The sequence below is a fragment of the uncultured Mucilaginibacter sp. genome (genome assembly GCF_913773635.1).
Classification (GTDB): Bacteria; Bacteroidota; Bacteroidia; order Sphingobacteriales; family Sphingobacteriaceae; genus Mucilaginibacter.
In genome coordinates this window covers 19,747-39,870 of record NZ_CAJYGQ010000007.1, presented here as the reverse complement: position 1 = coordinate 39,870, position 20,124 = coordinate 19,747, and the positions used below count along the sequence as shown (strand labels likewise).

The 20,124-nt window shown below is 41.2% G+C and carries 21 protein-coding genes and 1 riboswitch; of the genes, 10 read left to right on the top strand and 11 right to left on the bottom strand.

Translation table 11 applies throughout. The features are described 5' to 3' along the window. Nucleotides 1-387: 387 nt before the first annotated feature. A complete protein-coding gene (locus tag QZ407_RS08215) occupies nucleotides 388-918 on the bottom strand; it encodes a hypothetical protein (RefSeq protein ID WP_295769626.1) in 531 nt (176 codons plus the stop codon). A gap of 92 nt (nucleotides 919-1,010) precedes the next feature. On the opposite strand from QZ407_RS08215, the gene QZ407_RS08210 reads away from it, so the two are divergent. Beyond that, on the top strand, nucleotides 1,011-1,358 hold the full coding sequence (locus QZ407_RS08210) for an iron-sulfur cluster assembly accessory protein (protein WP_295769624.1): 348 nt from the start codon (nucleotides 1,011-1,013) through the stop codon (nucleotides 1,356-1,358). 88 nt (nucleotides 1,359-1,446) lie between these two features. Here the strand turns inward: QZ407_RS08210 and QZ407_RS08205 are convergent, their stop codons facing one another. Continuing rightward, entirely contained in the window at nucleotides 1,447-2,193 is a 747-nt protein-coding gene (locus tag QZ407_RS08205) for a TlpA disulfide reductase family protein (protein WP_295769621.1), read from the bottom strand. Nucleotides 2,194-2,720: 527 nt separating this feature from the next. Here QZ407_RS08205 and QZ407_RS08200 point away from each other — a divergent pair. The 5 genes from QZ407_RS08200 to QZ407_RS08180 all read left to right on the top strand — a co-directional run bounded on the left by QZ407_RS08200 (nucleotide 2,721) and on the right by QZ407_RS08180 (nucleotide 6,781). Then, nucleotides 2,721-3,815, top strand: a complete 1,095-nt coding sequence (locus QZ407_RS08200) for a lipase family protein (RefSeq protein ID WP_295769618.1) — start codon at nucleotides 2,721-2,723, stop codon at nucleotides 3,813-3,815. A gap of 64 nt (nucleotides 3,816-3,879) precedes the next feature. Further along, nucleotides 3,880-3,981, top strand: a riboswitch (TPP riboswitch). Between the two features lie 118 nt (nucleotides 3,982-4,099). Continuing rightward, nucleotides 4,100-4,819, top strand: coding sequence for a class I SAM-dependent methyltransferase (locus QZ407_RS08195; RefSeq protein WP_295769615.1), 720 nt, complete (start codon nucleotides 4,100-4,102; stop codon nucleotides 4,817-4,819). A 5-nt stretch (nucleotides 4,820-4,824) separates the two neighbouring features. Further along, the gene (locus QZ407_RS08190; RefSeq protein ID WP_295769613.1) at nucleotides 4,825-5,877 is read left to right on the top strand and encodes an AIR synthase-related protein; all 1,053 of its coding nucleotides are present in this window, start codon (nucleotides 4,825-4,827) and stop codon (nucleotides 5,875-5,877) included. Further along, entirely contained in the window at nucleotides 5,877-6,527 is a 651-nt protein-coding gene (locus QZ407_RS08185) for a thiamine phosphate synthase (RefSeq protein WP_295769611.1), read from the top strand. Before QZ407_RS08190 ends, QZ407_RS08185 begins: the two co-directional genes overlap by 1 nt. Next, the gene (locus tag QZ407_RS08180) at nucleotides 6,524-6,781 is read left to right on the top strand and encodes a Trm112 family protein (RefSeq protein WP_295769609.1); all 258 of its coding nucleotides are present in this window, start codon (nucleotides 6,524-6,526) and stop codon (nucleotides 6,779-6,781) included. Before QZ407_RS08185 ends, QZ407_RS08180 begins: the two co-directional genes overlap by 4 nt. A 157-nt stretch (nucleotides 6,782-6,938) precedes the next feature. On the opposite strand, the gene uvrA is transcribed toward QZ407_RS08180, so the two are convergent. After that, nucleotides 6,939-9,758: an excinuclease ABC subunit UvrA gene (gene uvrA / locus QZ407_RS08175; protein WP_295769606.1), complete on the bottom strand. Its 2,820-nt coding sequence runs from the start codon at nucleotides 9,756-9,758 to the stop codon at nucleotides 6,939-6,941. Nucleotides 9,759-10,304: 546 nt separating this feature from the next. Between uvrA and QZ407_RS08170 the strand changes: the two genes are divergently transcribed. The 4 genes from QZ407_RS08170 to QZ407_RS08155 all read left to right on the top strand — a co-directional run bounded on the left by QZ407_RS08170 (nucleotide 10,305) and on the right by QZ407_RS08155 (nucleotide 13,214). Further along, nucleotides 10,305-10,889: a sigma-70 family RNA polymerase sigma factor gene (locus QZ407_RS08170; RefSeq protein ID WP_295769604.1), complete on the top strand. Its 585-nt coding sequence runs from the start codon at nucleotides 10,305-10,307 to the stop codon at nucleotides 10,887-10,889. Between the two features lie 99 nt (nucleotides 10,890-10,988). Continuing rightward, nucleotides 10,989-11,189, top strand: coding sequence for a hypothetical protein (locus QZ407_RS08165; RefSeq protein WP_157542590.1), 201 nt, complete (start codon nucleotides 10,989-10,991; stop codon nucleotides 11,187-11,189). Between the two features lie 45 nt (nucleotides 11,190-11,234). Next, nucleotides 11,235-11,993, top strand: coding sequence for an endonuclease III (gene nth, locus QZ407_RS08160; protein WP_295769599.1), 759 nt, complete (start codon nucleotides 11,235-11,237; stop codon nucleotides 11,991-11,993). A gap of 171 nt (nucleotides 11,994-12,164) precedes the next feature. Further along, nucleotides 12,165-13,214: a HAMP domain-containing sensor histidine kinase gene (locus QZ407_RS08155; protein ID WP_295769596.1), complete on the top strand. Its 1,050-nt coding sequence runs from the start codon at nucleotides 12,165-12,167 to the stop codon at nucleotides 13,212-13,214. Nucleotides 13,215-13,269: 55 nt separating this feature from the next. Here the strand turns inward: QZ407_RS08155 and QZ407_RS08150 are convergent, their stop codons facing one another. The 8 genes from QZ407_RS08150 to QZ407_RS08115 all read right to left on the bottom strand — a co-directional run bounded on the left by QZ407_RS08150 (nucleotide 13,270) and on the right by QZ407_RS08115 (nucleotide 20,022). After that, nucleotides 13,270-14,055 (bottom strand): TerC family protein, encoded by a 786-nt coding sequence (locus tag QZ407_RS08150; RefSeq protein ID WP_295769593.1) that lies wholly within the window; start codon nucleotides 14,053-14,055, stop codon nucleotides 13,270-13,272. Nucleotides 14,056-14,147: 92 nt separating this feature from the next. Then, a complete protein-coding gene (locus QZ407_RS08145; RefSeq protein WP_295769591.1) occupies nucleotides 14,148-15,506 on the bottom strand; it encodes a hypothetical protein in 1,359 nt (452 codons plus the stop codon). After that, the gene (locus tag QZ407_RS08140) at nucleotides 15,487-16,062 is read right to left on the bottom strand and encodes a hypothetical protein (RefSeq protein ID WP_295769589.1); all 576 of its coding nucleotides are present in this window, start codon (nucleotides 16,060-16,062) and stop codon (nucleotides 15,487-15,489) included. The genes QZ407_RS08145 and QZ407_RS08140 overlap by 20 nt, the downstream gene beginning before the upstream one ends. Continuing rightward, nucleotides 16,059-16,616: an RNA polymerase sigma factor gene (locus QZ407_RS08135; protein WP_295769587.1), complete on the bottom strand. Its 558-nt coding sequence runs from the start codon at nucleotides 16,614-16,616 to the stop codon at nucleotides 16,059-16,061. Before QZ407_RS08135 ends, QZ407_RS08140 begins: the two co-directional genes overlap by 4 nt. 313 nt (nucleotides 16,617-16,929) lie before the next feature. After that, complete coding sequence (locus QZ407_RS08130; protein WP_295769585.1) at nucleotides 16,930-17,454, bottom strand: ATP-binding protein; 525 nt, start codon at nucleotides 17,452-17,454, stop codon at nucleotides 16,930-16,932. 10 nt (nucleotides 17,455-17,464) lie between these two features. Continuing rightward, a complete protein-coding gene (locus QZ407_RS08125) occupies nucleotides 17,465-18,652 on the bottom strand; it encodes a class I SAM-dependent rRNA methyltransferase (protein ID WP_295769583.1) in 1,188 nt (395 codons plus the stop codon). Between the two features lie 35 nt (nucleotides 18,653-18,687). After that, nucleotides 18,688-19,011, bottom strand: coding sequence for a hypothetical protein (locus tag QZ407_RS08120; protein ID WP_295769581.1), 324 nt, complete (start codon nucleotides 19,009-19,011; stop codon nucleotides 18,688-18,690). Nucleotides 19,012-19,077: 66 nt separating this feature from the next. After that, a complete protein-coding gene (locus QZ407_RS08115) occupies nucleotides 19,078-20,022 on the bottom strand; it encodes a YafY family protein (protein ID WP_295769579.1) in 945 nt (314 codons plus the stop codon). Nucleotides 20,023-20,124 lie beyond the last annotated feature (102 nt).

Sequence of the window (20,124 nt, the reverse complement as noted above, 5' to 3'; positions counted from 1 at the left end):
ATTAAAAAATAAAAATTAAAATTTGCAGGGGTGTGTTTTTTGTGGTATACTATAGGCCTTACCGCTTGCAAATAAGCCCGCATAGTGCGCAGCTAAAATCCTCATTTTTAATTGCTTAGATTGCATTTTATATTGTGTTATAGTTTAAGATTGTTCGTTACAAGAAACCCACAAAATCACTAAAAAATCACGCCCTATAAGCAACAATTCTTAAGCCATTTTAACCATTTAATTGGCGGCAAAAAGCTAAACAACTGAGTTACGGTTGAATAATATTTTTACTGAAATTGAGATAAACTACCGGTTAAAAAAAATTCATCCTCCATTTAAGCAAACCATACAATTTGCCACAAAATGCATACAGAGGCATGCACCGGTTAGAAGCAATTAAAATAGCTCTTCCAAATCTTTATGAATCATGCCTACAGCCGTTTCATACGGGTTGCTTTCAAGCGTGCTTAAGTTAGTTAGCAATACGCGGCTGAAATCTAAACCACTTGCATTTTGAGGCAACGAACGGTATGTGTTATTAAGCAGACCGGCTGTGTCGTCTTTTAAACGGCGCACTACTGCCCACGCGCGGCTGCTTACATAAACCTGCTGTGTAATATTATGCTGATATTCATTGTTTACTTCCTGTATAGCAATATGGTGCAGTTCGGCAGCTGTTAAGCCTGCACTATTAAGCCTTACTAACAAGCTGGCAGGGTTAATACGCTCAACTAATAATACTATACGCTCGTAAGCCTGCAGGCGTAAGGGCAGTGTTTGATTATCGGCGGCTTTTTTTAATTCAAGCACTTGCAAACGCTCACTTTTATCAAGGTAAGGTTTTATAAGGTAAAATGCAACCCAAACCACGCCTACTCCGGCAACGGTAAGTTTTAAAATATCAAGGAGGATGTCGTAAACTGTCATTTCTTAATGTTAGGCAGAGGTCATAAATATATTGAGGATAACAAAAATCTGCATTTTAAGTTATATTTGTCTTAGGTAAATTTAAAATAATTATGAGCGTAGCTATTGAAATTGCACCTGTAACATTTACTGAGGGCGCTGCCAGAGAAATCAGAAAGCTTAAAGACCAACAAGAATTAAGTGACGACTTTGGCCTACGTGTTGGCGTTGAAGGTGGTGGCTGTGCAGGTATGAATTATATTTTAGGTTTTGATCAGCCTAAAGAAGGAGATAAAGAATATTACATTGACGGCATAAAAGTTTTTATGCATAAAGCACACGGCATGTATCTTGCCGGTATGCAGGTTGATTTTCAAGACGGCCTAAATGCCCGCGGCTTTGTATTTAACAACCCTAATGCGCAAAGCACCTGCGGTTGCGGTACTTCGTTTTCGGTTTAATAACTGTTTAACTTTATATTATTAAAAAGGCAACCCTCACAGGTTGCCTTTTTGTTTTGATTCTATGTTGCAATATACAGCAAAGCTTTTAGGTAGCTTTTAATGCTTCCCCTATCTCCTTATCAATATAAGCAATAGTTGGCGAGCCGTAACCGCTGCTATGGAATACAACCTTGCCGGCTTTATTTACAACCACGTTTGTTGGATATAGATGTATTCCGTACTTGCTGGCCGTGAAGCGTCCGCGTTCAACAATGTTATAATCAAAAGGCATTAACTTAAAAAAATTATTTAAGTCATACTTTTCATCAAGTGCAATGGCTATAAATACAACCTCTTTGTTGCCTTTGTATTTTTCTACAAGTTCATTTAGTTCGGGTATCTCTGTGCGACATGGCGGACAATTAATAAACCAAAAATTAAGCACTACTACCTTCCCTGCCAAAGTCTTTTCATTCCACTTGTTTCCATTAATGTCTCTTTCGTTAAACCATTTGAACAACTGGCCGGTAGTAAAGAATTTGCTTTCTGTGGGCTTTGATTCATAATAAGACCGCATTCCAGCTACTGGCTGGCTCTCCGGTTTGCGGACCGGCAGCTGTTTTCTTCTTACCAATATGTATTCATTCCTTTTACCAGAATCACTATTTGCTACCAAGGTATACTTACCACTCTTAAGCAACCCTATTACGTTCAAATAATCATATTTAACACCAGCCGAATCTTTAATAACTGTATTAGGATCAATTCGTACTGAATAGGTAGTTGATTGCCCTTGTGCATAAACCTGTACATACAAAAAGAACAGGCAGCAAATTGACAGGAGATTTCTCATAAAGTGATAAGCTTTGATAAGCCAAAATACGTAATAAGCACCAAAATTCAATTGCTTTTAACTGTTCAATAGTTTTGTCAATCCAATAAGGTGTGGCCGGGGAGTAATCGGTGGTTTGAAACTGCACTTTGCCGGTTCTATCAACTACTACGTCGGCTGGATGTGCAGAAACATTAAACCTTGAATTGATATCCTTACCTCTATCGAGGTGCCGGTATTTAAAAATAGTGATTTGCAAAAATGTAGTTAGCGCAGCCTTATCATCTAGGGGTACACTTATAAAAACAATTTCAGGATAAAGGGATACTCATCAAGCTTGGGCAACCTGTAAACTTTTGTATTTTGCGTAGTAGTTGATTAAGCAATAACCTTATTAAACCAATTGCGCTCAGCAAAACAAAAAAGTAAATAGCATACTTTTCCATACTGATACGATTTATCGCTGAAATGTTTGAAAGATATGCATGAATAAACTTTTCAAATTATTAAATACACAAATATTGCTTAGTGCTTAACATATATATAACATGAGTAGATTTATAATTGTATTAATTGTACTTATTATACCTCAGCTACTTAAGGCCCAGTTGAAACCCGGGTTTAATGCTGAAGAATACCTGGAAATGTTGCGCTTATCGCGCCAGCAAACAGATTCGAGCATAAAAAACGATCAAACACCTAAACCTTTAAATTTTAAAAGAATATACCGTTCGCCTATTGGCCCGCTGCTAAACAGATGGGAATTATGGACAAATGCAGCCAATAAAACGGCTGTTATTAGCATAAGAGGAACAACCGGCGATGCTGTGAGCTGGCTTGAAAACTTTTACGCAGCACAGGTTCCGGCTGTTGGCGAGCTGCAAATTAATGATAGTACACGCTTCAATTATCATTTGGCAAACCACCCTCAGGCTGCGGTACACGTTGGCTGGTTGCTTGGCCTGGCCGAGCTTTCAAAAACCATTGTACCCGAACTGAACAAGTTGTACAAAACCGAAGGCTACAAAAATTTCATCATTATGGGACATAGCCAGGGTGCTGCGCTCGCCTTTTTAATGCGTTCACATTTAGCGTGGCTACAAACGCAAAGCCTTGTACCTGCCGATTTGGTTATGAAAACATACTGCAGCGCCCCGCCTAAACCTGGCAATTTATATTATGCTTATGATTTTAATTATTTAACCCGCGGAGGCTGGGCTGTAGCGGTTACCAATGCAGCTGATTGGGTACCGCAAACTCCTTTCTCTATACAAACGCTTGATGACTTTGCCAAACCAAATCCGTTTGGCAGTATTGATGCAGCAATAAAGGGTAAATCAATTTTTGTTAAGCTGTATGTTAAGCACATTTATAACCGCTTGCGCAAACCGCCTTTAAGGGCTGTTAAAAACAACCAGAAATATTTGGGCCACATGGTGTATAAATTCATTAAAAAAACGCTTCCTCAGTTTAAAGAGCCGGCGTATGCCGAGGGCAATTTGTATACCTCATGTGGTGTACCTGTTGTGCTGATGCCCGATGATGAATACCGACGAAAATTTCCTGACGACTCAAAAAATGTATTTGTACATCACATGTTTTGGCCCTATTACTATCTTACTCAAAAAGAGTATGCACAATAAAATCCAACCATGTATTAAATGATTGATTTATAGTAATAATTAAAATAAAAGAATAGATTTGTTAAATACTTGCACGGGGTGCTTAACCAGTAATGGTGAGGCTGAGATAATACCCGATAAACCTGATACGGATAATACCGGCGTAGGGATGCATGGGCTTTAATGTTATCATCTGCGGTTGTTGTCCGTTTCTTAGATATTAATCAAAAAGCCTTGTTTCTGTTGCCGTTCATTATGCGGCATTCGGGAAGCAAGGCTTTTTACATTTAATACCTTTTGAATAAATGGATTTAGAAAAAAACAACAGCTTCGAATTAATGACCCAAAGCCTTACCAGCTGGCAGGGACGCAAAGAGTGGTTTTTTAACCGCGAACACACCGACACTTACGAGCAATGGTACGAAGGCCGCTACAAGCGTGCCGAGGTTTGGCAAAAAAAAGTAATGAGCCAGCTGCTGGGTAAAGACCCGCGCGTTAAAGAACTGTTAGAGTTTGGTTGCGGCACCACACGCTTTACCCGCTGGTGGCACGAACTAGGCATTGACGCAACAGGTGGCGACCTCTCCCCCTTCATGCTCGGCCAGGCAGTACATTTATTTAAGGGCGATTTAGTGAATGCCGACTCACACTTCATGCCTTTTAAAGATAACACATTTGATGCCGTAGCTTTCATTACCACGTTTGAGTACTACCGTAATCCGGTTCAGGTTATACGCGAGGCCGCCAGAGTAGGCAAACACGGAATTGCCTTTGGCATGATGAACCGAAACTCGCCTAAGGTGCTGCGCCGCCGGGTACAGCAAATGTTTGGTAAAAATCCGTTTTATGTTACGGCAACCTTTTATACGCCGCAAATGCTCATAAATAAAATTGATGAAGCCCTGCAAGGCCGCAGGTACACATTGGAGTGGACTTGTACCGGCCTACCCGAGTGGTTCCCGGTACAGCAGTGGAGCATTCCGGTGGGCGACTTTTTTGGTTTATACGTCAAGTTTACCGACTAACCGCCATGGCACTATCAGGAAAAATATCGGGCGGTGGTTTTGAGCAATTTATTTTACCGCAGCTTGGCTACCAACGTACCGAAGTAACCAGCGGGCCTGCCTTTGGTGTAGATGTTTCGGTAATTAACTTACCCGGCGGTACAGGGCTGGCGCTAACCAGTGATCCGCTTTCGCTCATACCTTCACTGGGTTTGCAGGAATCGGCATGGCTGTCGGTACATTTGATGGCTAATGATATGGCCACTACGGGCTTTGCACCCATGTATGCCCAAATGGTACTTAACTTACCGCCATCGTTAACGGAACAGGATTTTGCCACTTACTGGGGATATATTCACAAATACAGCCAGGCAATAGGTGTTGCTATTACAGGCGGACATACTGGCACTATTGAAGGTCAAAACTCTACCATTGCCGGTGGTGGCACCATGTTGTTAACCGCTCCGGTAAACGAAATTCTCTTAAGCCACAAGGCCGAGGCCGGTAATGTTATTATTGTTACCAAAGCGTGCGCTACATCTTCAACTGCGCTGCTGGCCATGTGTTTCCCGCAAACAGTAAAAAATCAACTGGGTGCAGAGGCCTATCAGGAAGGTTGCGGGTTGTTTTACCAAACATCATCATTAATTGATGCCCTTACGGCCGTTGGCTTACCAACACGCAGCAACGAGGTTACTGCCATGCACGATGTTACGGAAGGCGGTGTACTGGGTGCTATTTATGAAATGGCAGTAGCCTCAGGCAACGGCGTAAAAGTATATAACGAACAATTGCCCTTGGGCGATGCCCAGCAAAGCATTTGCAAACTTTTTGGTATTGACAGCCGCTTTTGCATCGGGGCCGGATCTATGGTTATAGCCGTTGATATGGGTGGTGTTGACAATGTTTTGCAACGCTTGGCATCTGCTAAAATTAAAGCAACCGTTGTGGGCGAGTTGACCCCGCTTGCCGAAGGTTACAAACTTATTGAGAACGGCCAACAGAACGATCTGCCCTACTACAGCAAAGATCCGTACTGGGATGCTTTTTTTAACGCCTATAAAAACGGATGGAAGTAATGGAAAAAACACATGAAATTACCGGCGGGATTTATTTGGTAATTGACCCTTGCCAACCGATTAACTTGTTATTACAAAAACTCGAATCGGCGCTTAAAGGCGGAGTAAACGCTGTACAAATATGGAACAACTGGGACAAGAAAACCGATAAACTAACGCTGGTTGAAGCAATTGGTCTTCTTTGCCGTAAGTATCAAGTTCCGCTATTTATTAATGATGAGTGGCAATTATTGAAGCAAACCCTCTTTTTAGATGGCGTTCACTTTGATACCATCCCCAATGACTATGAGTTCATCAAAAAAGCAGTCACAAGGTCGTTTATGGCGGGCATTACCTGTTCGGGCGATTTAAACACCGTTGCCTGGGCCAGTAAGCACCAACTTAATTATGTGTCGTTTTGCGCAATGTTTCCGTCACCATCGGCTGGTAGTTGCAGCATTGTGGTGCCGTCGGTTGTTAAAGAAGCTCATGAAACTACCTCACTGCCGCTGTTTGTATCAGGCGGTATTACACCTCAAAATATCATCACTTTAAAAGAAAAAACACCGTTTGACGGTGTGGCCGTCATATCGGGCATCATGAGTGCAAACGACCCCCAAAAACAAGTTAAAATTTATAAAGATGCATTAGGCATCGCCCCATCTGTATGAAACTTAAAACCATTGAAAAGCTTTGCTGCCCGTTTGATAAGCACGACCTTACTTTGCAAGTACTGGCCAAAGACACTACCGAGAACATTATAGAAGGCATTTTAAGCTGTACTCATTGCCAGCGTAAATACCCTATAGTTTACGGCGTACCCATTATGGCTCCTGACGAGTACCGCCAAATACCTTTAGAACAACCGATACTAGAGCGATGGAAGCTGGAGTATGGTATTAATGATTTGAAATTGCTACCGTAGTTTACGCCAAACCTGTGCTATTTCTGAAAAGTTGGTATCATTTACCGCAATGAATGCACCATTGCTATTTCACTAACAAAAACGTGGCAACCTACTCATTACATAAAAAGTAAATTGCCACGTTAGTGCTGGCAACGCCATAAAGAATAAGCAATTATTATTTCCTTAACCGTTCTTTTAAAAACTGGCCGGTAAAGCTTTTTTTGCTTTTCAATAAATCTTCAGGAAGACCTTCAAACACCAGGGTACCGCCATTATTGCCTCCGCCGGGGCCGATATCAACTACCCAGTCGGCACATTTTATAACATCCATGTTGTGCTCTATCACAATAATGGTATTACCTTGATCAAGCAGTGCATTAAATGACTTAAGCAGCTTTTTAATATCGGCAAAGTGCAGGCCGGTAGTGGGCTCATCAAATATAAACAGGGTCTTGCTAGCATTATTTCCTTTAATAAGGAACGATGCCAGTTTAATACGCTGCGCCTCCCCACCCGATAAGGTGTTTGACGATTGGCCTAACTGTACATAACCCAAACCAACATCCTGCAAGGGCTTAATTTTGTTCAATATTTTGGGCTCATTAACAAAGAATTCAATGGCTTCGTCAATCGTCATTTCCAGTATTTCCGATACATTCTTTTCAAGATATGTTACGTCAAGTATATGCTGTTTAAAGCGCTTGCCATTACAAGCCTCGCAAGGCAAAAATATATCTGCCATAAACTGCATTTCTATTTTCACTTCACCCTCGCCCTGGCAAACATCACAACGACCGCCTTCTACATTAAAGGAAAATGCTGATGGTTTAAGTCCGCCTGCTTTGGCAGCTGGCTGTGCAGCATATAGGTTTCGTATCTCATCCCAGGCTTTTACATAAGTAACCGGGTTTGAACGCGATGATCGGCCTATGGGATTTTGATCAACCATCTCCACCGCTTCTATCTTACTATAATCGCCTTCTATTCCATCATAAGCGCCGGTTTGCTCGCCAGAATAATTACCCAGCACCTTTTGTAACGCCGGATGTAAAATGCGTTTAACCAAACTTGTTTTTCCTGACCCTGATACGCCTGTAACTACTGTAAGCACACCTAATGGAAACTTTACATCAATATTTTGCAGGTTATTTTCGCGTGCACCTTTAATAAGCACATAATCATTCCATTTACGGCGATGCTCTGGCGTTTCAATTTCTTCACGTCCGCTCAGGTATTTGCCGGTAAGGCTGTTATCATCAGTAAGTATCTGCTCATAAGTTCCCGAAAAAATCAGCTGCCCACCATGCGTGCCCGCTTCAGGACCAATGTCGATGATATGATCGGCAGCCTGCATAATTTCTTCTTCGTGCTCAACTACCAAAACGGTGTTGCCTACGTCACGTAATGATTTAAGCACCGTAATCAGTCGTTGCGTATCACGTGGGTGCAAACCAATACTTGGCTCATCCAGCACATAAACCGAACCTACCAAGCTACTACCTAATGAGGTTGCCAGATTAATACGCTGCGATTCACCACCCGAAAGCGTGTTCGACAAGCGGTTAAGTGTTAAATAACCCAAACCTACATCATTTAAAAAACTGGTACGGTTGGTTATTTCCATCAGCAAACGCTTCGCAATCTTGGTATCGTGCTCTTCCATTTGCAGGTTATTGAAAAACTCCTGAGCCTTATCAAGCGGCATGAGCACAATGTCGGTTATTGATTGCCCGCCAACCTTCACGTAAGTAGCATCGGGGCGTAAGCGGCTCCCCTTACAATCAGGGCAGGTGGTTTTTCCGCGGTAGCGTGATAATATAACGCGGTATTGTATTTTGTAGGTTTGTTCCTCTATCTCTTTAAAAAAGGCGTTCAACCCCTGGAAATATTTGTTCCCGGTCCAAAGCACCTTCTTTTCTTTATCGCTCAACTGGCTGAAAGGGCGGTGAATTGGAAAATTAAATTTATCGGCCTGACTAATTAGCCGCTGGTTCCATTCGCCCATTTTTTCGCCACGCCAGGGGGCAATGGCATTATCATAAATTGATTTACTTTTATCAGGAATAACCAAATCCTCATCAATACCTATTACCTTGCCATATCCTTCACATTTACGGCAGGCACCGTAAGGGTTGTTAAAGCTGAAAAAGTTTGGTGTAGGTTCTTCAAACCTTATACCGTCGAGCTCAAAGCGGTCACAAAAAAAGTTTTCTGCTTCGTTGTCCTCAGCGGGTTTTTGATAACGTACGTAACAATCCCCTTTACCTTCAAAAAATGCGGTTTGGGCCGAGTCGGCTATGCGGCTCAGTGTTTCTTCCTCCTGATTCATGGTTACACGGTCAACCACAATACGTAACTCGTCCTCAGGCGTTAGCGGTTCATTGGCAATTGATTCATCTTCCAGTAAACCTTCAATGCGCGATACTCTACCGTTATACTCTACCCTTACAAAACCTTTTTGCAACAACACTGCCAATTCTTCTTTTAAACTGCGGTTATTGTGTGGGTGCAGCGGGCAAAGAATGGTTACTTGGGTATCATCGGGCATGCCCTGGCAAAAATTAACCACATCGGTAACTGTATCCTTTTTCACCTGCTGGCCTGATACGGGCGATATGGTTTTACCAATACGTGAGAACAGTAGTTTCAGGTAATCATAAATTTCGGTACTGGTACCCACGGTTGAGCGCGGGTTGCTGGTAATTACCTTTTGCTCAATGGCAATAGCAGGGGCAATACCTTTTATATAGTCAACATCGGGCTTGTTCATACGCCCTAAAAACTGGCGCGCGTATGATGATAGGCTTTCTACATACCTGCGCTGACCTTCAGCATACAGCGTATCAAACGCCAGCGATGACTTGCCCGAGCCTGACATACCCGTAATTACTACCAACTGGTTTTTAGGTATGGCAATGTCCATGTTTTTTAAATTATGAACACGGGCACCTTTAATAATTATATGTTGTTGAGGGTCTTTTTCAGTTTCTAACATGTTGCTGTATAATAGTAAGCAGTGTTGTTTATGAAGTAAAACTATTTAAATGAATAAATTAGCCATGGCTCATTTTCAACAAACTACAAACTAATTTCAAAGCGCAAAAATCCTAAAATGTTTAGCAAAAACCAAATAAGGCAAAGGCTTTACGCGTAAAATTACAAACAGGAAATAAAGCTTTATAGTTTTATATTTTGATACAGCACCAGTTATAAACAACCTGATATACATTAAACTTTGAGCGCTTTTTTTAGTCAAAATATTCAGTTAGTAGTACATTACCGGGCAACTAACAGTGCAACCAATTATAAGCCCTGAAGTATCTAACGGTAAGGTTTTTTTTATTTGGAGATGCCTTTATGGTGTATGTTAATCACAATGTCATTATAACGTGTTATAACACATATGACTAAAAATATTTGCATATTAACACAATATTTGTTTTATTTGATAGAACAAATTTAAAAAGAGGATACCCTATAGATTAGAACTTTACTTAAAACGTAGTTAATTTAAATTTATTGATTTTAAAGTAGAAGTTCTATGGATTTTAATTTGAAAAGTGATCAGGAGTTAATCCATCTGTATGTAGCGGGCAATGAGGGAGGCCTTGTTGAACTTATACGCCGCTACCAATCAAAAATTTACACCTCCATTTATTTACTGGTAAAAGACGAGTATTTAGCCGAAGATATTTTTCAGGATACCTTTATAAAAGTAATAAACACGCTTAAAGCCGGTAAGTATAACGAAGAAGGTAAGTTTTTACCTTGGGTAAGCCGTATTGCGCATAATCTTGTTATTGACCATTTTAGACGTGAAAAACGTACGCCTTTGGTAAGCGGTGGTGATGACTTTGATATATTTGAAGTTCTTGGTGAATATGATGAGAGCACTGAAGACCGTATGGTGCGCGAGCAAACGCATAAAGATCTGAAAACGCTTATTCACCTTTTACCGTCTGAGCAGAAAGAAGTGTTGATTATGCGCCACTTTGGCGATATGAGTTTTAAAGAAATTGCCGACGTAACCGAAGTTAGCATCAATACGGCGTTAGGACGTATGCGTTATGCTCTTAACAACCTGCGCAAAATGATGCAAACCAAAGAACTGAGCCTTAAAAATTAGCCGCAAAAAATTTTGAAAATTATTTGCATCCATTAAAATAATCGTTAGCGATTAGGCGTTATTTGTTAAACAAACATTGCAATAAACAAATAAAAGCTTATGGATGAAACTTCTACAAAATTTTTAAACGCAATCACTAAAGGCAACGATATGGTGGAGGGAATTGATGTAACGGAATATGCTGATGCCGATGAATTAATATTTCATCATGCACTGCGCACAGAGTTGGATACCTTACAGGTGAAACCTAAAAAGCAAACAATTGATAATTTGCTGAATTACTCAAAAAGCTTGCGTTAAATAACTACCGAGCCCCGCACAGCGGGGCTTTTTTTATATTTGTACATGCTAAAGAAGGAACGCTATCAGCTTTTTGTAGAGTACTTTTCAAAACATCAGCCCGATGCAGAAACTGAGTTGCATTACTCTAATCCCTATGAGTTACTTGTAGCGGTGATACTTTCCGCACAATGTACCGATAAGCGTATAAACCAGGTTACGCCTGCCCTATTTAGCCGCTTTCCTACGGTTGAAGACCTCGCCGCATCAAATGCTGATGAAATTTTTACCTATATACGCAGCGTAAGTTACCCCAATAACAAAGCTAAACATTTGGCAGGTATGGCTAAAATGTTGGTTGAGCAGTTTGGTGCACAAGTGCCCTCGGGCCTTGATGAATTGCAGAAACTGCCTGGTGTAGGCCGCAAAACAGCTAATGTAATAGCATCAGTTATTTATGATGCACCGGCAATGGCGGTTGATACGCATGTATTCAGAGTTAGTAACCGCTTAGGGCTTACCACTAATGCCCGCACTCCTTTAGCCGTTGAAAAACAACTGATAGGTTATTTACCTAAAGAAACTATAGCCATGGCCCACCATTGGCTTATTTTGCATGGCAGGTATATTTGCCTGGCGCGTAAACCTAAGTGCGAAATTTGTCCAATTACACACTTTTGCAAGTACTACCAAAGTGGCAAATCGGCGCTGATTTTCAGTAAAACAGCAAAGGTTGCAAAAAGTAAATCTGCAAAAGTAAAAACCACTAAAAAGCTGAAACCTCAGAACTTTCATATTGAAAACGAGGCAATTGCTAACGACTAGTATCAAAATACAAGAATTGACTTACACCGTAATTGCCCTAAATTAAGTTAATCAAAGTGAAACGTTGCAGCAACTTTACTTCTGCTGCAAATTGAAACATTAACAACTTATGTGAGTTATGCTATGTAGTGAAGTTGTACCATAACAACTCCTTTTCCGATACTTTGTAGCATGAGCAATACCTTTTTTCAGGAAATGGCCGAAAAGTCGGCTGTGGCAAATTTTATATTTAATTTAACTACGCTTCAATTCGAATATAGTAACCAGGCTATGCTTGCGTTACTTGATGCAGATGCAGACTCCGTAAATATCAATTTGTTAAGCCGCATTATTCACCCAGATGATCAGCCTTATGCATTAAATGCCCTTAAACATTTAACGGAACTTAATTCAAATACAGAAATCCATTTGAGGCTTACTTTAAGTAACAAGCAAAAATGGTTACGGGTTAATGTATTCTTATCACAAGCCGGAGGCTTACTGTTTGGCAATGCCGTTGATGTAACTAATGAAATTGAAAGTCAGCAGGTATTCGAAAAGTATGCTAACAAGAAAAATGCAATTATTAATATTCTTGCGCATGATTTAATTGGTCCGCTGGGCACAATCAATATGCTTGGGTCATCGCTCAAATCAACACTTACCAACGGTGTACATGTCAATTTGATTGACTCGATATTGAAAATTAACAAGCAGGCTACAAACTTGGTTAAGCAACTTACCGCACGCGAGTTTGCCGAAACCAAAGATGTAATACTATCGAAGAAAAGGGTTAATATATCTAAAATCCTTTGCGATTATTTAGAAGAGTATCAAAATTCATTTGCCCACAGCCAACGCAGTTTTCGCTTTTCATCCACCCCTAATGATATTTTTATAAATTTAGATGAGCCTAAGTTTATGCAGGTAATGAATAACCTGATGACCAACGCAATGAAATTTACGCCTGAAGATGGCTATGTTGCGCTGAACGTTGAAGAAAATAATGATGAAGTAAACTTTGTACTAGCCGACAACGGAATTGGTATACCGGCAGATTACCAGGCAATACTGTTTGACAAGTTTACTGATGCCGGGCGTAAAGGTTTACAGGGTGAACCTTCAATAGGCTTAGGAATGTTTGTAGTAAAAAACATTATCGAATGGCATCAGGGCAAGGTATGGGTTGAAAGCAACGAAAACTCAGGCACCCACATTTACTTTACACTTCCGAAGTATTAAGTGCTTATAACAGTTAAGTGCTGAAAATTAACCATCTACTTATCTTAACATAAGGCTATGCTACTGGTGGTTCTTTGAATTTATTTATCGTACGCTTCTTATCGTTTTTGGCTTTCACTTTAAGATTAAGCAGTTCCACCAGTATGGCAAATGCCATTGAGAAGTATATATAACCCTTAGGTATTTCCTGGTTAAATGATTCGGCCAGCAGTGAAACGCCTATAAGCAGCAAAAAAGACAGGGCCAGCATTTTTACTGTTGGATGCGTGTTTACAAAGTTGGCAATAGGTGTAGCTGCCCACATCATTATACCAACTGAAATAACCACGGCCGCAATCATCACCTCAACATGATCGGCCAGGCCAACAGCGGTAATAACCGAATCGAGCGAGAACACAATGTCAAGAATCATGATTTGTACAATAGCTCCCCAAAAGGAATGGACCTTGGTGCCATCTTCATCCTGTTGGCTGTTGTCTATATTCTCGTGTATTTCATGTATACTTTTATAAATTAAAAACAAACCGCCAATTAACAAAATCACATCGCGGCCCGATAGGTCCAGCCTTTCCATCCAGGCAGGGTCAGTAGCGTTTATTAAAGAACCCAGGTGAATAAACGGTTTGGTAAGCTTCATAATCCAGCTTATAGAAAGCAAGAGCAATACCCGCGTTAACATAGCGCCCAGTAAGCCTAAACGGCGCGCTTTAGCCTGCTGCTCTTCAGGCAGCTTGCCTGCTTGTATCGATACAAATATGATATTATCAATACCCAATACAATTTCAAGCAGGGTTAGGGTAGCTAATGATACCCATGCTTCGGCGCTGGTTAATAGTTCCATGGCTTAAGGTAGTATGTGTTGTTGCTGCGCTAAAATAGCAAAACCCCTGCCGTATTTGGCAAGGGTTTAACTTTGAATTTAAATTATTGAGCTTAATCGAGCTTTACCGTGGCATAGCTTGATTTTATGGTAATTACTTTATCAGAGTTTCCTTTATTAACCTGGCCCTTAAAGGTTTTTGTAGTGATAAAATGACGGCCATTATCGGGTGTTTGGCTAATTACCTTTACTGTTGAATTATCATAATTAAACTCACCAAAGTGGGTGGTTACATCAAAATCGTAATCACTTTTAGTAGGTAAATAAACCTTGGTAAATTGTGCATCAACATTTATGTTTTTACAATTACGATCAAGTTCGGTAATTTTAATACCATCGCCATAGCGCGCTGTAATAACCCCCGAAGATTTTAGCTTATCAACATTCATTCCACCAAAACTCACTTTGGCTTTAAGATTATCGGCCATACCTAAATTCAGGTTGCCGTAGCTTACATGCAGATTACCATTGGTAACATTATTAATTCGGGCATCGCCAAAGCTTACCTTTATGGCCGGGTCATTCAAATCCTGTGATATAAGCGCACCGTAGGCTAAGTTTACATTTACTTTTCCAACCATATCAGGCAATACAACGTTACCAAACTTGTTGGTTATATCAAGCTGGCTTTTTGCAGGCATGTAAATGGTATAGTTTACTTCCATTTTGCTTACATGCTTTTTGCCGCCGCTTAACCACGTACCCATCACAAAGCCATGAGTACCATTGCTACCGCTACGTTCAATATTAGTTTTAAATGATACCAGCGAGCTTTCTTTACTATCTGATATAGAAATTTTATCCAGTAACTTTTGTGCATCTTCGTCTTCATCGGCGTAAGCCTTCATTTGCACATCAACCTTAATTTCATTTTTGGCCCACGTATTTACTGTTACTTTGCCATAGCTATTATTAATCAGCAGCTTATCATTACCATTTGCGCTGTAACTTTTGGTATAGGTTTTACTCTTTTCCTTCAACTCACCGCTTTGAACCATTTCGGCAAGCTTCTTTTCATCGGTAGTCCAGTTGTAAGTAAAGGTTTGACCAATCTTTACACCGTCTGGGTGTAGCAATAAACGCGGCGCAGTAATGTTCAAAATTTTAGAATCGGTATATACGCGGCTCAATCCGTTCAGGTTGGCAAAGTTTGAGTCATCCAACCGTGCTAATGCCTCTGCACTTAGCTCTTTGGTAAGCTTGCCCAGTTCACTCGTTTTCTGCTTTATCTTTTCAGCTTTAATCTTGCTCATTTGCTTTTGCAAATCGCGCATTTGCTCCTGCAGTTTGCCCATCTGCTTATCAAACTCCTTATCAGCATTATTTTTATTTTTTTGGGCAAAGCCACCTTGCGCGGCTATTAGCAAACCGCATATTAAAAGCAGTTTGATATTAAATATTTTTGATTTCATTTTTTTGGTCGTTAGGGGTTCCTTTAAACTGTTCTATCACCTGTAATTGCTGATTAAGCACCTCGGCCTGTATTTGCAAGTTCCGGATCATTGCACGTAATACACGCTCCTGGTTAGGGCTGGTAGCCAAATCGGTTTTAAGTTTTTTGTAAGATGCTTCCATCTTGTTTATTTCGCTGCTAAACTCGCGGTATAACTGCGGATCTGTTTTGGTGAGTTCTTTAAGCTCGCTGCGTTTATCTTCAATAAGTGAAACGTACCGGGCCTGCTGCTTGGCATACTCAGGGTTTATGGCAGCTAAGTCAACACCGCTTGCCGGTTTTGTACTGCGCAGGTAAAGCGTAAAACCAATACCCATTACTACTATAATTAAAGCAGCAACCCTAAGTACAAACCCTAAAGAAAACGTACGCACCTCAGGTTTAGCTACCGGCATTTCAACAACGCTCGCAGGCATACGGCTTTCAATACGCGCCCACAAATCTTCACCAGGTTCCAGATCGTCAAATTCTTCGCGGTTGTTTTTTATAAAATTTTCTAATCTCTTACTCATCATGCTACTCCTTTTATTTTTAACACTTCGCTTAACTTACGTTTGGCTCTCAAAAACTGTGTTCGTGAGGTGTTTTCGGTTATGTTTAAAATCTGTCCGATTTCTTCATGGTCATATCCCTCCAATAAATAAAGTGACAATACAACCCTGTAGCCCTCGGGCAGTAATTTCATGGCCTCTTTTACCAGTGCCACTCTGTAAAGCATATCATCGTCGTCGCACGCTTCCTCGTCGGCTATGTTTTCAAGCTGTTCGTTTTCCATTTCAACCCACTCGAGTTTGCGTTTGCGCAAAAGGTTGATGGAACGGTTAACCACAATTTGCTTAAGCCAAAGGCCAAATGTGGTTTCCTGCCTAAAATCTTTCACCTTGTTAAAAGCATCCAAAAACGACTCTTGAAGCACATCTTCAGCCTCATCCATATTATTCACAATCCTGAATGCCACGTTAAGCATTGCCTTTGAATACAGGCGATACAGCTCATAGCAGGCTTTTTTACTTCCCTGCTTGCACTCAACTACCAGTTGATAATGTTTGTCTATGTATAAGGCTTCCAAGTTTGTGATTCAGCTTTCAAGTTAATAGACGCAGTAACTTTCAGCACGTTGCATCATGTGCTGAAAAATTATTAAATATTTTTAAGTATAGGTTTTGAATAGAACTTATGTAGAATTTAAGGGATAACAGAACTACGAATCCGGGCATTGCCTCCGGCCCGGGCTATCTGCTGTAAGTCTTAACTTTGCCGCGCTACGTTCCGGGCTTTACGCTACTATTCTTAACGCAAGCTGCAAAACATCAAACTTGAGTTTAATACAAGTAAGATTTTGAATGACCACCCTATCCTTTGACGACGGACCAAATAATTGACTATTTCCCTAAAAAAACGTCTACTGCTTTAACAGCAGCATCATACCTGGCCTGGCCCTGGCCCGATATCACAACGTAATTAGCATTCAAGGCTTTAAGCTCCTTATGCCATACCTGCATAAAATGTTCGCGCATTGTTGGGAAGTTACGTAAGGGGTCGTCTTCCCAGGCCAGGTCAATATTGAGTAATAAATAAAAGTCATAAGTATGTTCAGGCAGCATATCTAACACTTCCTGCGGTGCCTGCCCAAACATTTCATCACTCCATATTTTTATGGTTATAAATGTGGTATCGCAAATAAGCAGCTTATTAGCTTTGGGTAAATACTCCTTCTCTAGCGCCAGCTGACCATGAAACATGTTTACCTCGTCTTGCCAGGTACAATCGCCGGTTAAATTCTCGCAATAGCCGCGTGCAAATTCAGGCACCCATACCGTTTGGTAATGCTTTGCCAAATAGGCCGACATGGCACTTTTGCCAGTACTTTCAGGCCCCACAACGGCTATTTTGATAACATCGGTCATAAAACACTTGTTAAATTACGCGGCACAATAAACCTTTAAGATACTCTCCCTCAGGAAAAGATGAACGTACCGGATGATCTTCGGGCTGGCAAAACTGGGATATAAACTGCACCTGCTTGCCCGCATCAAGTGCAGCCCAGGCCAATACTTGTTTAAAAGTATCAATATCCATAGCACCCGAACATGAGTAAGTAGCCAGCAAGCCGCCTTTATTTAGCAGTAACATGGCAATACGGTTTAAATCTTTATAAGCACGTGAAGCGCGGTCTAAAGCCGAGCGCGATGGCGCATATTTTGGCGGATCGAGCACAATGACGTCAAACGTTTCGCCTTCTTCTTTAAAGCGGCGCAGTTGCTTGTTAACGTCTGACTGTACGGCTCGGTGCTTTTGTTCGTCAAGGCCGTTTAAGGCTATATTTTTTTTAAGCGTATCAATAGCCAGGGCCGAACTGTCAACACTGGTTACCGACGCAGCACCATGCTTCAGGCTGTTAAGCGTAAAACCACCGGTATAACAAAAGCAATCGAGCACTTTTTTACCCGCGGTGTGGTTGGCCAGTAACATTCGGTTATCACGCTGATCGCAATAGAAACCTGATTTTTGGCCTTCGGCTATATTAATGCCGTAAGTAATCCCGTTTTCCATTACCTCTACCAACTCCGGTGGCGGGCTGCCGGCCAAAACCTCATTTGCGGTTTCTAAACCTTCATGCGCACGTGAGGAGGCATCACTTTTGTCGTATATTCCTTTGGGTTGCAAAAGTTGTTGCAACTCATCAATTATAACTGCGATATTATTTTGTATACCCGAGGTTAATATTTGTACCGATAGATAATCCGCGTATTTATCAACAATAAGTCCGGGCAGGTAATCAGCTTCACTGAATATTAAACGACAAGTGTTGGTATTGCCGTTAGCTAATATATAGCTCCGGCTATCAACAGCGGTAGCCACCTTTTGGCGAAACCATGCATCATCAATGGCAATGTTCTCATCCCACTCCAGCAGGCGCAGTGCCACGCGCGATTGGTTATTGTAAAAGCCATAAGCCATAAACCTGCCTTGCATATCAAGCAGCTTAACCACATCACCATTGGCTGGTTTGCCTTTAACCCGCTCAATTGCACCCGAAAACACCCATGGGTGACGTTGCAGTACCGCCTTTTCTTTACCTTTTTTCAGGATAACCTCAAACATAGGGCAAAGATACTGTTTTGACCGCAATAGCACATTTATACGCTAAATTGCTGCAGGTGCCTGTCTATATGTTTATAAATTCCGGCATCCGCATTATCTGTATGCTGATTGATGCAATCAACAAGCTTTAACTTTTCGTCATCAATCGACGGCTTTTTTGACAAAGCATTGTTGGTGATAGCTTTCAATATCTGATCGGCAAATGATTCGGGCGAAAACTGGTGTGCTGCGGTTACCTGCAACATAGCAATGCAATGAGCAAGCATTTGGCTGAGGCTAATTTTACCGTAACGCGGTTTGCTCTGCGTGTTAAGATTGTTAATGCGGTTAATAAGCTGATCATGTTGAAGCGTTTCCATAGCAATAAGTGTTTGTTTTAAACAAATTAAACACCGTGCTATGACAGCCCTATGTCAGCAGGTTTTTTAAAGTTTCAACAAAACTTTCTCAATTAAATCTTTTGCCTTTGTTCGCAAACTTGCCGGCTCTACAATGGTGGCATAATCGGCAAAAAATAGGAACCAGCGTGCAAAGCCTTCCAAAAAGCCGGTTAAAAAGGTCATCTCTATTTCATCACCCAAATCAACCTCACCCACCAAACCATGGTAAAGCTTTTCATCACCGAGGTGAAGGGACATTTTTTTATCAACTCTTAAAACTACCCTATGCACATCCTGCTCGTGGTAATAATTATCAATGTATGTTTTAAGTGCCGGGTGCTGCTTCAATACATTGTTATTGGTTAGTTGAACATCAAGCATGCGGTCAAACCTAAAATCGCGATAGTCTTGCTGCATTTGGCACCATCCTATAAGGTGCCAATAACGGTCAAGATAAAATACGCCAACCGGTTCAACACAACGTTCGGTATGCACCTGCCTGTAGTATGAAAAGTATTTTAAGCTGAGTACTTTTTTTTCGGCAATGGCTTTAAGCACGGGTTGCATAGGGTTTACGCCCTCATGCATTTGTGGTGCACGCCGGCTCTTTAAAACCTCTATGCGGTTATCAATACCGGCCAGGAAATCCTTTTCGCCATTTTTTAGTACCGCCCTCACCTTAAACATGGCCGATTGATAACTGCTGCTGTTTACCTCATCGGTAAGTGTTTCAACCAGCTTTTCGGCGGTGAACAAGGCAGTTGCTTCTTCAATAGTGAAGGCTATTGGCGGCAGGCGGTAGCCATCGGCTAATGAGTAGCCGGTTCCGGCCTCACCAATAATGGGTACGCCCGCTTCTTCAAGCGTACGTATATCACGGTAAACGGTACGCAAACTTATATCAAACCTATCGGCAATAAACTGAGCCTTTACCACCCTGCGCGACTGGAGTTGAATTAATATGGCTGATATACGATCAATGCGGTTCACAGTGCTTAAAATTAAACATTTTACACTTGGCAGTAATTTAATTTTGCCAACAGTGTAACATCGGCCATTTTGTTGCGTCTATTCCCGTGAGTAAGCTAAATA